General features: G+C 59.6%; 15 protein-coding genes and 1 pseudogene. 6 read left to right on the forward strand and 10 right to left on the reverse strand.

The window, feature by feature from the left end; translation table 11 throughout:
* The 7 genes and pseudogenes from M3A49_RS15165 to M3A49_RS15195 form a co-directional block, all read right to left on the reverse strand.
* A pseudogene (locus M3A49_RS15165) lies at positions 1-206 on the reverse strand (IS5/IS1182 family transposase); the annotation flags it as partial.
* A 200-nt stretch (positions 207-406) separates the two neighbouring features.
* Positions 407-847, reverse strand: a complete 441-nt coding sequence (gene aroQ, locus M3A49_RS15170; protein ID WP_266229360.1) for a type II 3-dehydroquinate dehydratase — start codon at positions 845-847, stop codon at positions 407-409.
* Between the two features lie 19 nt (positions 848-866).
* The gene (aroE, locus tag M3A49_RS15175) at positions 867-1,703 is read right to left on the reverse strand and encodes a shikimate dehydrogenase (RefSeq protein WP_266229361.1); all 837 of its coding nucleotides are present in this window, start codon (positions 1,701-1,703) and stop codon (positions 867-869) included.
* Positions 1,704-1,709: 6 nt separating this feature from the next.
* A complete protein-coding gene (locus M3A49_RS15180; RefSeq protein ID WP_266229362.1) occupies positions 1,710-2,921 on the reverse strand; it encodes a CaiB/BaiF CoA transferase family protein in 1,212 nt (403 codons plus the stop codon).
* Positions 2,921-3,379: a MaoC family dehydratase gene (locus M3A49_RS15185; RefSeq protein WP_266229363.1), complete on the reverse strand. Its 459-nt coding sequence runs from the start codon at positions 3,377-3,379 to the stop codon at positions 2,921-2,923. Before M3A49_RS15185 ends, M3A49_RS15180 begins: the two co-directional genes overlap by 1 nt.
* A 2-nt stretch (positions 3,380-3,381) precedes the next feature.
* On the reverse strand, positions 3,382-3,774 hold the full coding sequence (locus M3A49_RS15190; protein WP_266229364.1) for a VOC family protein: 393 nt from the start codon (positions 3,772-3,774) through the stop codon (positions 3,382-3,384).
* Positions 3,771-4,721, reverse strand: coding sequence for a ketopantoate reductase family protein (locus M3A49_RS15195; protein ID WP_266229365.1), 951 nt, complete (start codon positions 4,719-4,721; stop codon positions 3,771-3,773). Before M3A49_RS15195 ends, M3A49_RS15190 begins: the two co-directional genes overlap by 4 nt.
* A 106-nt stretch (positions 4,722-4,827) precedes the next feature.
* On the opposite strand from M3A49_RS15195, the gene M3A49_RS15200 reads away from it, so the two are divergent.
* From M3A49_RS15200 to M3A49_RS15220, 5 genes are all read left to right on the forward strand, one after another.
* On the forward strand, positions 4,828-5,739 hold the full coding sequence (locus tag M3A49_RS15200; protein WP_266229366.1) for a LysR family transcriptional regulator: 912 nt from the start codon (positions 4,828-4,830) through the stop codon (positions 5,737-5,739).
* 677 nt (positions 5,740-6,416) lie between these two features.
* Positions 6,417-7,112, forward strand: a complete 696-nt coding sequence (locus M3A49_RS15205; RefSeq protein ID WP_069266541.1) for an isochorismatase family cysteine hydrolase — start codon at positions 6,417-6,419, stop codon at positions 7,110-7,112.
* Between the two features lie 66 nt (positions 7,113-7,178).
* Entirely contained in the window at positions 7,179-7,889 is a 711-nt protein-coding gene (locus M3A49_RS15210; protein ID WP_266229367.1) for an SDR family NAD(P)-dependent oxidoreductase, read from the forward strand.
* Positions 7,890-8,071: 182 nt separating this feature from the next.
* A complete protein-coding gene (locus M3A49_RS15215; RefSeq protein WP_416338960.1) occupies positions 8,072-8,503 on the forward strand; it encodes an alcohol dehydrogenase catalytic domain-containing protein in 432 nt (143 codons plus the stop codon).
* 13 nt (positions 8,504-8,516) lie between these two features.
* On the forward strand, positions 8,517-9,155 hold the full coding sequence (locus tag M3A49_RS15220) for an MIP/aquaporin family protein (protein ID WP_266229368.1): 639 nt from the start codon (positions 8,517-8,519) through the stop codon (positions 9,153-9,155).
* Between the two features lie 375 nt (positions 9,156-9,530).
* Here the strand turns inward: M3A49_RS15220 and M3A49_RS15225 are convergent, their stop codons facing one another.
* Entirely contained in the window at positions 9,531-10,544 is a 1,014-nt protein-coding gene (locus tag M3A49_RS15225) for a GlxA family transcriptional regulator (protein WP_266229369.1), read from the reverse strand.
* Between the two features lie 137 nt (positions 10,545-10,681).
* Between M3A49_RS15225 and M3A49_RS15230 the strand changes: the two genes are divergently transcribed.
* The gene (locus tag M3A49_RS15230) at positions 10,682-11,083 is read left to right on the forward strand and encodes a hypothetical protein (protein WP_266229370.1); all 402 of its coding nucleotides are present in this window, start codon (positions 10,682-10,684) and stop codon (positions 11,081-11,083) included.
* A gap of 273 nt (positions 11,084-11,356) precedes the next feature.
* Here M3A49_RS15230 and M3A49_RS15235 read toward each other — a convergent pair whose 3' ends face one another.
* Both M3A49_RS15235 and M3A49_RS15240 read right to left on the reverse strand, forming a co-directional pair.
* Complete coding sequence (locus M3A49_RS15235) at positions 11,357-12,169, reverse strand: isocitrate lyase/PEP mutase family protein (protein ID WP_266229371.1); 813 nt, start codon at positions 12,167-12,169, stop codon at positions 11,357-11,359.
* A gap of 28 nt (positions 12,170-12,197) precedes the next feature.
* Positions 12,198-13,373: an MFS transporter gene (locus tag M3A49_RS15240; protein ID WP_266229372.1), complete on the reverse strand. Its 1,176-nt coding sequence runs from the start codon at positions 13,371-13,373 to the stop codon at positions 12,198-12,200.
* Positions 13,374-13,421 lie beyond the last annotated feature (48 nt).

Consider the following 13,421-nt stretch of genomic DNA (forward strand, 5'->3'; position numbering starts at 1 on the left):
ATGGCTCGCAGCAACTTCTCCGGCGCGATGCTCGGCCGTCCACCTTTTATGTCCGCTTCGTACATCTCGGCGAACAGTCGATCCATCTTCGCCAGCGCTTCGTTCGCCATTACGCGGATCGAACGCAACGGATGCGACTTGGGGACGAAGTCGTCCAGCTTGCGCACGGAAAACAAACTCTCGGTGAAAGTGTCGGCGCCGCGCATGATCTCCAGTGGGTAAGTGGTGGTTCATCTATCAACGCTTCACGAACTCTGCGCGATGACATGTTTCAGCGGTACTTCAGCAACCTGTTAAGGCGCATTGAATAAGAGACGTTTGACTGTCCTTTCTTCATTCGAGAGCCGTCATGCGCCGCATCACTTATCACTGTGGAAGTAACCGGGTTGCGATTCCGGCACGCCTCTCAATCACGGATCTCCGCATGGACGGCCCGCAGTGCGAGGAGATAACTCTCAATCCCGAAACCGCAGATCTGCCCTCTGACGATATCGGCGAACACCGAATGGTGCCGGAATGGTTCCCTCGCATGGATGTTGGACATGTGCAGTTCGATGACCGGACAGGTCAGGATCGCGAGCGCGTCTCGGATGCCGTAGCTGTAGTGCGTCCACGCACCGGCGTTGATCAGCACAGCGTCCTCGCCCTCTTCGAAAGCTCGATGGATGCGCTCGCACATCGCCGCTTCGCTGTTCGTCTGAAACGATTCGACCTGCACACCTAGTGCCTCGCCCAGCGCCTGCAGCCTGGCATCGATGTCGGCGAGCGTAACCGTTCCGTATTGCGCCGGGTCGCGCTTGCCGAACATGTTGTGATTGATGCCATGAAGCATCAGGACGTTCTTCATCGGGCTCTCCTTTGCGCACTCAGTCGAGCGGCACGGTGAGGCGGTCGATGACCGCAGCCGTCAACGGGCGCACGCCGCGCCACCATGCAAAGGCTTCGGCCGCCTGTTCGACCAGCATGCCCACGCCGTCGGCGACACCGTGTACGCCGGCGTTGCGCGCGAGCCGCAGGAACGGCGTGAGCCGCTTTCCGTACGCAAGCTCGTAGGCAGTGCCATCCGGGCTGAACACGCCCGGAGGGACGGGTGGCAGGTCGCCCGTCAAGCTTGCGGAGGTCGCGTTGACCACAAGGTCGAAGCGGCCTCGCGTCGCGAGATCACCATAGCCGCAGGCGCTTAAGCCCGAACCGCGCGAGCCGACCTGGGCGACCAGCGCCTCGCCTTTGGACACATCGCGATTGGCGACGACCAGTTCGGCTGGACCCGCGGCGAGAAACGGCAGCAGCGCGCCGCGCGCTGCGCCGCCCGCGCCGAGCATCAGCACGCGTTTGCCGGCAAGCGGGACGCCGAGATTGACTTCGATATCGCGCAACAAGCCAACGCCGTCGAAATTCTCGGCAATGATCCGGCCGTTCTCGAACTTGAGCGCATTGGCGGCACCCGCCAGTGTCGCGCGCTCGCTGCGCTCGTCGGCGAGCGCGAAGGCCTTGAGCTTGAAAGGCGCGGTGACGTTCATGCCCTTGCCGCCGTCCGCAGCGAACTGGCGCACGACCTTCGCGAAGCCAGCGTCAGGATCGAGCGGACCTTCGATTGCGACGTAGGACATCGCCTGTTGCGTCGCTTCGGCAAACAGGCCGTGAATCAACGGAGACTTCGTGTGTCCGATCGGGTGGCCGATCACCGCATATTGGTCAGTCATGGTGTCTCACTTCGAGTAGAGAACGCCTTCGCTTTGCATCGCGTCGATCTCGGCGGCGGAAAAGCCGAGCGATTGCGCGACCTCCGTGTTGTGCTGCCCGAGATCCGGCGCGACGTCGCGAATGGTGGTGTCGCAATCAGAAAAGCGGAAAGGCAGGTTGGGCAAACGCAGCGTTCCATAGCGCGGGTGATGCTGCTCGACCACCATGCCGCGCGCCCGGATCTGGGGATCGTCGAGCACCTCGTCGATGCGCTGCACCTTTGCACAAGGCACATCGATGCCATCCAGCAGTTCCAGCACCTGCGCGACTGGCCGCGCGGCAACCCACGGCTGCACGACGGAGAGAATCGCCTGCCGATGCGTGTTACGGCCCACGCTATCGTGAAAGCGCGCATCGCTGCCAAATCCGGCGGGGCCGCCGTGCGCTTCGATCAACGCGGCGAGACGTTTCCATGCGTCATCCACCTGCGCAGCGATCACGAGGTCGCCGTCTGCTGCCCGAAACACGCCATAAAGCGTCGAAGTCGGCATGTCGTGACCGGTCTGTTCCGGCACCACACCTCGCAGCGTGTAGCACTGCACCGCATACTCGTGCATCGAGACGAGTGTGTCGTAGAGCGCCATGTCGATGTGCTGGCCGCGGCCGCTCTTCACGCGGCCGAGCAGCGCCGCGTTGATCGCCGCCACTGCGTGGATGCCCGTGTACATGTCGCCGAGCGAAATGCGCAGCAACGGCGGCGGCTCGCCCGGCGTGCCCACCATCTGCATGATGCCGCTCTTCGCCTCCGCGATCAGGCCGAATCCGGCGCGATGCGCGTCGGGGCCCGTATGGCCGTATGCCGAGATCGAGCAGTAGACGAGGCCCGGATTGCGCGCGGACAACCCCGCATAGCCCAGTCCGAGCTTGTCCAGCGCGCCGGGACGGTAGTTCTCGACGAACACGTCCGCCGAATCGCACAAGCGGCGCATGAACTCCTTGCCGCGCGCATCTTTCATGTTGACGCTGACGCCGCGCTTGCCCATGTTCAATTGCAGGAAATAGCCGCTTTGCTGGCCGTCCAGTACGGTCGCGTGCTGGCGCCCTGCGTCACCGCTGCCGGGACGCTCGACCTTGATGACTTCGGCGCCGAGCGCCGCAAGGCAGCGGCCCACGTAGGGACCGGCGAGGAAGTGGCTATAGTCGACAACGCGAATGCCTTCGAGAGGACGGCCCTGCATCAGTACGCTCCCGGCCGGCGCGGCACCATCAGACGATGCTCGCCGCGTTGAACTACCTTGCTATCCTGATTGATCAGCTCAGATGGCAGCACGACGATGCCCCATCCAGGACGGCTATTGCTGGGCCGCATGGCGCCGACGCGAAACTTCACGTGCAGCACATCGTTGACCTTGACAGGCAGCAGAAAATCCCAGGTCCAGCCGAGCGACATGCCGGGCAGAAAACGATAGTCGCACTGGGTCTTGAGGCCGTCGGCAATCGAGAGCCCGAACAACCCATGCGCGACGAGGCAGCCAAAGTGGCTCGCGTTCGCATACACCTCGTCCACGTGCACAGGCGTATGGTCACCCGTGAGGTCGGCATAGGCGAGGATGCGTTCCTTCGTCACGGTGTAGCTCGGGCTCACGCACTCGTCGCCTTCGCGGGCGTCGTCCCAGAACTTCTCGATAATCGTCATGCTCACGCCTCCGCGCGCGGGTTGATGTTCAGCGCCTGCGCGACACAGGACGCGGGTTTGGCCTGAATCAGTTCGACGGCCAGGCCGTCGGGCAGACGCAGCCAGTTGCGCCCTTGCGGCATTTCGCTGACGCCAAAGGCATGGGCCACTGCCAAAGCGGCTTCGAGGTCTTCGCACATGACGCCCAGATGCGCGAGGCGCCCTTCGGGGCCATCGTGTTGCGGCGCATGAATGAACTGAAGACCGCCGAGCGTCCAGTACTGGCGCGGCGCGTCGACGGTGCCGTCGACTTCGCGCATGGTCATGCCGAGCACGTCTTCGAAGAAGCGGATATGCCACCGGATGTCCTTCACCCAGATCGCGACATGTTCCAGGTAAGCCTTCGAGCCGCTCATGCCGTCGCCTCCTTGCGCGCTTCATCGGCCATCGCGCGCTCGATGCCCTTGATGCAGGCCACCAGCGTCGCGTTGACGGGCGTCGGCACGCCGAGCCGTTGTCCCCAGCGCACCACCGAACCGTTGATGAAATCGATCTCGGTGACCGAGGCTTTTTCGAGGCTTTGCAGCATCGACGTCTTGAACGTCGGAGAGAGACCTTCGGCCGCCAGTGTCCAGGCCTGCTCGGGGTCGGTCATTGACAACGTGATGCCCGCCGCGTGGGCTGCTGCCATAGCTTCGCCGATGGCCGCGAGAGCCGTCGCTTTCAGCAGCGGCTCGTCATAGAGCTGGCCGTAAGTGAGGCGCGTAATGCCCGTAATCGCGCCCGTAGCGACGTTCACGAGCAGCTTGTCCCACATCGTGCCCATGATGTTGTCGCTGACTGTGGTCATCAGCCCCGCTGCGTTGAGGGCCTCGGCGATCGTCTTCACACGGCGCGTGAGCTGGCCATCCAGTTCGCCGATGTACGTCGCCTTGCCGGTGACACCCGACTGGATATGCCCCGGACCGCGCAACACGCCGCCGACATACGTCTTGCCCGCCAGCACGCGCTCGCGGCCCACGATTTCGGCGAGCACGTCTTCATGCCCGAGGCCGTTCTGCAGCGACAGCACGAGCGTTTCGGGCCCGATCAGCGCGAGTGCGCCGCGCATCGCCGCGTCGGTGTGGAAGGACTTGACGAGCACGATCACCACGTCGGCTGCGCCGATTTCGCTCGCCTGGGTCGCGGCGCGCACCGCGATGCGCCGCGTGCCGTTGTCGTCGTCGACCAGCAGACCGTCGCGGAGCATCGTTTCGACATGGACGGGCGAACGGTCCAGCAGCCAGGTTTCGTGGCTGCCCTCCGTGAGGGTGGCACCGATCGCGCAGCCTAGTGCGCCGGCGCCGAGAATCGCAATCTTCACAGGGCTTCTCCTTGACGTGTAGGCACACGATAGGAGTTGCCGCCCATATCGGCAATGCAATGACTACAATGGCGTCATTGCACCAGCCAATAATGCTCGCTACGCCATGATGCCGACCGATTTGCCTGATCTGAAGCTGCTACAGCTGTTCGACCTTCTGTATGACACGCGCAGCGTCACGCGGGTTGCCGAGCAACTGGGGCAAAGCCAACCTACCATCAGCATCTGGCTCGGCCGGCTGCGCGAGTGTTTGCAGGATCCGCTTTTCATCCGCACGCCCGGCGGCATGGCGCCGACACCGCAGGCCGATGCGCTGATCGGGCCTTGCCGCGAGATTCTCGAATCGCTCAGGCGCTTCGTCGCGTGGGAGATCGCGTTCGATCCTGCGACGGCGCAGCGGCGCTTTCGCATCTGCATGACAGATGCGAGCCACATCACGCTGCTGCCGAGACTGCTCGCGCACGTACGCGCCCAGGCGCCCGGCATCCGGCTCGAGGCGGCGGGAATCGACGGCAACACGGAACGGGCGCTGGAGTCGGGTGAGGCCGATCTGGCTATTGGCTACGTCCCCTGGCTAAGCGGCGGCATCTACCAGCAGCAGCTTTATCACCAGGATTGGGTATGTCTGACGAACCTGCATCATCCGCGCGTTCGCGGGCGGCTCGGTTTGAAGCAGTACCGCTCGGAGGGACATGTCGCGATCGAATCGGGCACGGGCGCGCAATTGCTGGAACTGGCGCTGGCGCGCGAGCGGATCGAGCGTGACGTCGTGCTGCAGTTACCGGGCTTCCTCGGGCTCGGAACGATCGTCCAGACGACCGATCTGGTCGCCACGCTGCCACGCCACATTGGAGAAACGCTCGCGCAGGCCAACGATCTGGCTATACATGCGTGTCCCATCCCCGTGGATGGTTTCGCCGTCCGGCAACATTGGCATGCCCGGTATCATCACGAGGCCGGGAATCGCTGGTTGCGTAGTGTGGTCCTTCAGCTGTTTGGAGTATCGCCGCGTAAATGACACTAAGGCGCCGTGCGCCATTTCACGGACAATACGACCGTTGTACCTCTGCAACCAGCCGTCGCCACAGTCTATGAGCGAGCGTCCGGGTTGGGTCGGTTTGATGCATTCGCCGTCCGCCCGTGGTCGGCCATCAAGAGACACCCACCATGCAGCTTCGAACGACCGGAGCGCTGCCGAGTCCGGTCATTCGATGGAGATGCGCTACTGTGCTCCGGCCTCCTGCCCTGAGCTACCGCAAACGAACGGCTTTGCGCTGTTGATCTCCTCATCGGTCACGTTAGTGCTCCTCATTTTGAGACAGACGAGGAGTTCGTGATCGAATTGTGGCGAATGGCAGAACTGGTAAATCACTTCCTGGCCAGCATCTTTACAACTGCTTGGAATGCAGATCAATTTGACTGACAAATAGAGCGCGAATTCTGCCACTCTGAAATTCAAAGCGGTCAAGAGAACGAGGTACTTCCTTCACTAGCGCATGGAAGCTGAAGATGAACCTGGACTTCGGTTTCAGACTTGACCGTGGCCATCGCGGAGCGCTTCGACTGCTTCCAGCAGTCTTAGTTGGATGGCAGAATCCGCCCTGTTTTTGTCAGAGTGTTCCCCTTTGGAATCTGCAATACTTGGTTTGTACGCCTGAATATGAAGGCGCTATGACCCCAAATAGGGAGGCTCAGATGTTGTTCACGCATCGCAACCCCGAGATGGAACTTGACCACAAGCGCACGGCGCTCGTGCTGGTCGACATGCAAAACGAGTTTTTTGAAGAAAAGACCGGGACCTACTACGAGCTGATCGCGGACTCGCTGAAAGAACGGAACGTGATCTCACACACGGAACAGCTTCTCAAAACTGCACAAGAGTTGGGCTACTACATCCTTCACTCCCCCCACTGGTACTACCCAACAGATCTTCAATGGGTGGTTCCCGGTGGCGCTATCGCGCATTACCTCGGAGGGATCGGTTTCTGCGGGCGCAAGGATCCGGTGGACCTGGAGGGCTTTGCTCACTCGCGGGCGGACTATTACGAGCCGTTCAAGAAGTATCTGATGGACGGACGCACCTGCAACACATCTCCGCACAAGCACTTTGGAACTATGGCGAATGACATGGTCAAGCAACTCCGGATGCGCAAAGTGGAGAAAGTCATCATGGCTGGTCCGGCGGCGAATATCTGCCTGGAATCTCACATGCGTGACCTCATCGAAGCTGGTTTTGAGGTTGCAATGGTACGCGACGCGGTAGCGGGACCGAAGAACGAGGAAGGCGACGGCTATGTGGCTGCCATGGTCAATTGGCGCTTCATGGCGAACGGTCTCTGGACGACTGAGGAAGCAGTGAACAAGATGAAGGCTGCTGCGACAGCCGCTTAGCTTTGCGCTTGTGGCGGACGGCGCTGTGGGCAAGTCCGCTTCAACCAACCTGAGGAATAAAGAACTTTGAGTGATATCCAGAAAGTTGTCGTTGTGACGGGATCATCCCACGGGATCGGTGCGGCGTTTGTGAACGCTTATCGCGAGCGTGGGTGGCGAGTCGTAGGGAATGCACGCACCATTGCGGAATCGAATGATCCTGACTACATCACCGTCCCTGGTGATATCGGCAATCCTGAAATTGCACGGAAAGTCATCCATACCGCGCTCGACCGCTTCGGTCGCGTGGATACTTTAATCAACAACGCAGGAATCTGGCGTCCGGGAAGAATCGAAGATATCTCGGAAGAGACTTACCGCCAAGTAATGCGGACTAATCTCGACAGCGTCTTTTTCGCAACGCAAGCTGCAGTCCCGGCGATGAAGAAGCAAGGAGGTGGCCATATCGTCCAGATTTCGACCAGCCTCGTCGAGCATGCCCTGCAAACAGTTCCGGCGGTTGTTGCTTCACTCTCAAAGGGTGCCTGCGTTGCTGCTACGCGTGGTCTGGCCATGGAATTGGCCTCGAGCAACATCCGCGTGAACGCAATCTCGCTCGGCATCGTGATCACGCCGCTTCACGATGGATCAAATCCGGAGGACCTGAAGTCGTTCTCCCCTTTGAACCGTAACGGCAAGATCGAAGACGTCGTTCGCGCGATGAACTACCTCGAAGATGCCGACTACGTCACTGGCGAAATCCACTATGTCGACGGCGGTCGCACTGCCGGCCACTAGCCCGAAGCGTTCGAAGGCGCCCCCGCGCGCCTCCGACGCGACGCCTTCATGCGACAGCGCTCATGGCGCGGCACTACATGAAAGGAATTTCCCGATGAAAGCACTTCAACTCACCGCTTACGGCGACCCCAAAAACGTGATCTAGCTGGTCGAGCAGCCAGAATTCGGCGCATTGGCAGCCGATGAGTGGACTATCGACATGGAAGCCGCGCCGGTCTCGCCGCGATCAGTACATCATTGGGGGCATCTATGGCGAAATGCCGCCACTCCCTCACGGTTTAGGATGCGAGGGCGTCGGGCGCGTGTCCGCAGTAGGAAGCAGCGTTACACACGTCAAGGTGGGCGATCGAGTCATCGCGCCCATGCTTCAGAACACCACCTGGTCAACCCGCTTCGAGGCCAAGGAGACGTGGCAGCGGGCTCTGCCAGAAGGTGATCTGTGCCAGATGGCTCAAGTCGGTATGAACCCCATTACTGCCTTTCTGATCCTGCCTGAGTTCAAGACGTTGAAAGCTGGTGATTGGGCGATCTCCACGGCTGCCAATTCTGCTGTCGGTTGCAGATCTCATGGATCGGTCCGCCGATCTTCCACCCTGACGAGCCAGCCCGGCTAGGGTAACTATAAGAATGAGACCCTCTCTTGCTGACCGATGGCCTGAATATTTGATCGAAGCCTCTCTTTTGGGTTGTTTCATGGCTGCGACATGTTTTCTCGTCGTCGCTTTCGAGTCGCCCCTACTTTGGCCGTTCGCGTACGTTCCTAGCGCTCGTATCCGAACCGCCGTGCTGGCCCCGGCAATTGGCCTCACGGCCGCCCTCTTGATCCACTCCCCATGGGGAAAGCGCTCGGGTGCCCATTTAAACCCTGCCGTCACTCTAGCCTTTTTCATCCTGAAACGGATAAGCCCGTGGGACGCGTTGTTCTATGCGATCTCACAGATCATCGGAGCGGCGTCTGGAGTTTGGGTCGTGGTATTGGCAGCCGGGAAGCTCTTCACAGGGTCGCCGGTACTCTATGCCGTCACAATTCCAGGGGCCGCAGGTGTTTTGGCCGCCTTCATCGCGGAACTAGCGATTTCGTTTCTCCTCATGAGCGCAATCTTGATTTTCGTCGGCTCTCCCCGGCTGATCCGCTTCACTGGAATCGCGGTAGGCACATTGATTGCGTTCTTCATTCTCGTAGAAGCCCCTCTCTCTGGAACGAGCATGAACCCGGCTCGCACCTTAGCTTCAGCCATTCCAGGCAGGATGTGGGCTCATGTTTGAATTTATGTCACCGCACCGTCGCTCGGAATGATGCTTGCCGCGCATGTCTACACACGGATGGCGAACCCCCGAGGCCGAGTTTGCGCGAAGCTCTTACATCCCGGCTCGGTCCGTTGCATCCATTGCGGTTTCAATCCTTCATCGCACGGCTAACAAAACGCGCTGGGCGACGGTGAGACCGCCGCCCAGCGCCTTGTCTCTTATGTCATTCGTAAGAGCAAATCCGTGTTTGCGTCGTCTCTTTCTCTAGGTCGGGTTCCGCAGCGTTCACACGAACTCTTCATTTCCAACATAGACCACTCCTATCCTCAAAGCACCGTACCGTCTGAATCATGAAACCGAGTATCGCTATGAACCTCGTCATTGAGCGTCTTTCTATGAAACTGCAACGTTTTGCAATTCAGCTGATTGAAACCCATGCCGAGCCATGCCAAACCTTCGACGATAGTCTTTCGGCGTCGTCATGAGTTGTTGACTGAATGCTCTGCGAAGTGACAGTTCGTCGCGGAAGCCGGTCAGTCTTGCGATCGCCTTCACCGGCAGATCGTCGGTCGTAAGGTACACACAAGCTGCCTCTACTCGAATCTTTTGAACCCAACGTGCCGGAGTCGTCTTGAAGTGCAACTCAAACTGGCGAGCGAACGTTCGTGGTGTCATGGCGACCGCCTTTGCCATCGTGTTGACATCCAGTTTTTGCGTTAGGCGTGATTGTGCCCATGCGGGCAGGTCGCGAAGGCGTGTACCGCTGACGTCAGCCTGTTGGGCAAGAAGCGTGCTGTACTGCGATTCATGACTAGGGCGACGGACGTAGAGAACCATCGTATGAGCGATTGCGGCAACCTGTTGGTGTCCGAGATCTTCTTCAACGATCGAGAGTGCTAAATCTATCCCTGCCGTTACGCCGGCCGTGGAGTAGATTTTCCCGTCTTTGTGAAAAATCTTGTCCTTATCGACTTTCAGTTTCGGGAAAAGCTGGGCAAGCTTTGCTGCGTGATGCCAATGGGTAGTTACACGCTTCCCGTCAAGTAGGCCTGTGGGAGCCAAAACAAACGCCCCGGTACAGACAGAAACGAGACGGCGTGTTTGGGGTGCACGTCTACGCACCCATTGAATCAAGTCCGGCGAAACCTCAGCAAATGCACTGATACCTCCGACGACCACAAGTGTGTCAATTGGACCTGTGTACTCCGAGTAGGGGATACAGTCAGCAAGCGTGATTCCACCCGAACCCTGGACGACTTGGGTCGGTTGAGTCGAGAGGATCTTGGTCACGTACACAGACTTCCCATCAACTCGCGGGTAGGAGAAGACCGTAGAAATGGAAATCAAGTTGATCAGATCAGCAGGCGATCCAACCAGAAATGCGACTACCTTCGTGCGAGTTGGCATAGCGTTACCTCAAACCAGCGCGCATAGCTTCGTGCATAGCGCGTCGCGGTTTTTTAACTTTCGGGGTGTAGCAGGGCACAGGATCTGAAGCCTCAATGACAGGCCGCTTCTTGGGCGACAGATCTTTCAGATAAGCGGTGAATGCCTGTAGCCTTGCAGGGCGCGGCGACTCGCCCCTGCTGCGCGACGCGCTCCCCCGGCTCAGCCAGATAGCGCGCGCCATCAGCATGGACCTGCAAGGCGCGATCGTCAGTCTGGACGGCGTCTTCGACTGCCGGGCCAACCGCAAGGCGACTTTCAATCGCGGCATGGTTCCCAACATTCCCGAGAAGCAGCGTGGACGCAAAAGCTCAAAGCGCGGTCGTAAGCGACGCTTCGATCGGGCGATCTTTGAAGTGCGCTTTCGCACCACTGAGCGCGTGCTCGCCTGGGAAGATAAATTTCGCCGTCTGCTGCTGCGCTTCGAACGCATCAGTGACGTCCACTACGCCTTCAAGACGCTCGCCTATATGATGATCAATCTGCGCCACTACTGCTGAGCGTCATAGCAGGGGAACGCAGTTCATCAATGGCGCAGAGCGCAATGAATAGTCACGTCACATCAATTCGCTTTCTGATGGAAATATCCTGCTGAACAACCCAATAGCCGCCATTTCTCGCAATTATCCATTCTGCTTCGCAGGTTCATGAATGTCGCCGGTATCCTGCAATGCCGCACAGGCACGAAACTAGCAACCAGTTGCTTGTGTGTTCAGTAGTGAAAGAAGTTCGAGCGGACGTCGACGATCGAACCTTCGCGATACGTCTCTCGCTCATCGCCTGATCAGTCCGGCGAAAAGGTTCTGGATTTCGGAGTACGGCAAGGGATCGCTAGCGAGCGTTTCGGAACGACCGTCGTTCAGAAAGTTCTGCGCGAGGGCCTTCGCCTTGCCGAGCACGACCTGCGAGATGCCGCTGCCCGCGCTCAACCGGCGCACGCCGAGCTTGCCGAGCGTCGCTGCATCGGCGAGTCCTGGCACGGCCATGACGTTAAGAGGCAGACGCGTTGCGCCCGCAATGGTTTCGATATCGGATGACTGCACGAGGGCCGGCAGGAAAAGTCCATCCGCACCGGCCGATGCATATAGATTGCCGCGAGCAATCGACTCTTCGGCTTGCTTGGATTTTTCAGCGAGGCCTGCAAGAAAGACGTCGGAGCGTGCGTTGACGAAGAGATCCGAACCCGACCTCACAAGCGCATTCTTGATCGCCTCGATCTTCAGGGCGAGAAGCGATGCCGGGTCTGAGCCGTCTTCGATATTGATGCCGGCGATGCCGAGATCCACCAGTTGCATGACATGGTCCGCAACGGTCTTTGGGTCGTCGGAATAGCCATTCTCGATATCGATCGACAAAGGCACATTCAGCACGCGGACGATACGCCGAACAGAAGCGACGACCTCATCGAAAGGCAGTACGCGGCCGTCCGGATAGCCCAATGCCCACGCAAAGCCGGCGCTTGTCGTGGCGATGGCGGGTGCACCCAGCGATTCAATGAGACGTGCACTTCCGGCATCCCACGCGTTCGGCAAGCGGAGCGGGACCGAATTGTCGTGCAACCGACGAAATGTATTTACGTTAGACATTGCTTTTTCCTCGAATGGAAATGAAAACTCAAGCCGCTACGGCGCCTTTTGCTGTTTTTGCAAACGATGCGATGCGGCGCGTCGCGAGCCAGGAGACAAGGATCGCGATGACCACGGGAATGCTGGAGAGGTAGCCAAGGTTATGGCTGCCGATGACCGGGATCACAGCAGCACCGAGAGCACCAGCAATGGACACACCCACATAAGTCGCTGAAGTGTTGAGACCGACCAGTACAGCCGTCATCGGAGGATTCAGGCTTGCGAGGCGGAACTGTTGTGGCACCAGCACACCCCATGCACAGGCGCCCCAGATCGTCACCGCAATCGCTGCACTCCAAAGATGTGCGCCGGTGATCGGCATGGTGAGGATGACGATTGCCACGATGGAGAGTTTGATCAGAACGACTTTGTGCGAACCGATCTTGTCGAGGATCCGTCCAGTCAGCAGATTCGACAAGGTTCCTGCCAGTCCCCATAGAACAAGCAGTCCACCCAGTACCAGGGCGCTGTGGCCGATCGCACGATCGAACACAACCGAGAAGTAGCTAAAGATGATGAACGTGCCGATCTGTGCAAGCACAGTCGTCGTGAGCGTAAGTCCGACGCGGGAATCGGTGAGGGGAGATAGGCGTTCGCGCAGCGAAATGGCCGGCGGCAACGGTACGTCAGGCAGGAACGCAAGAATGCCGGCGAACGCGGCTGCGCCAAGTGCGGCAACGAGCACCAGCGTCCAGTGCCAGCTCGCGAGCCCGCCGATCACGGCACCGATGGGCGAGCCCAGCGCGGTAGCGGTTGTTAACCCCGCCACGATGATGGACAACGCGTACCCGCGACGCTCCGGCGGCACCAGTGACGCGCCCGTTCCGCTGGCAGTCGGAGAAAACATCGCTGCACCAAGACCTGCGAAAGCGCGGGTGGCCAACGCGATGGCGAGATTCGGCGCCACGATAGTGCCGAGATTAGCGATGACAAACAATCCGATGCCGCTGAGCAGCAGACGCTTGCGTGCAACGTTCGCAGCAAGCGCTGCGAGGGTCGGACCGAGCAGGGCATAGCTCAGCGCGTAGACGCTGATCAGCTGGCCCGCAGCGCCGATGCTGACGCCAAACGAATGCGCGATTTCAGGCAGGATGCCAGCGAAGACAAAGCTGTCGGTGCCCAACGCGAACATACCGAGTGAGAGTGTTAGAAGGCGGCGATCCATGTCGGCTTCTCCAGAAAGGTTGCGAATTAAGTCTCGTGACGAAACTAT

The sequence above is a fragment of the Paraburkholderia sp. CNPSo 3076 genome, from assembly GCF_026343935.1.
GTDB classification, from domain to species: domain Bacteria; phylum Pseudomonadota; class Gammaproteobacteria; order Burkholderiales; family Burkholderiaceae; genus Paraburkholderia; species Paraburkholderia nodosa.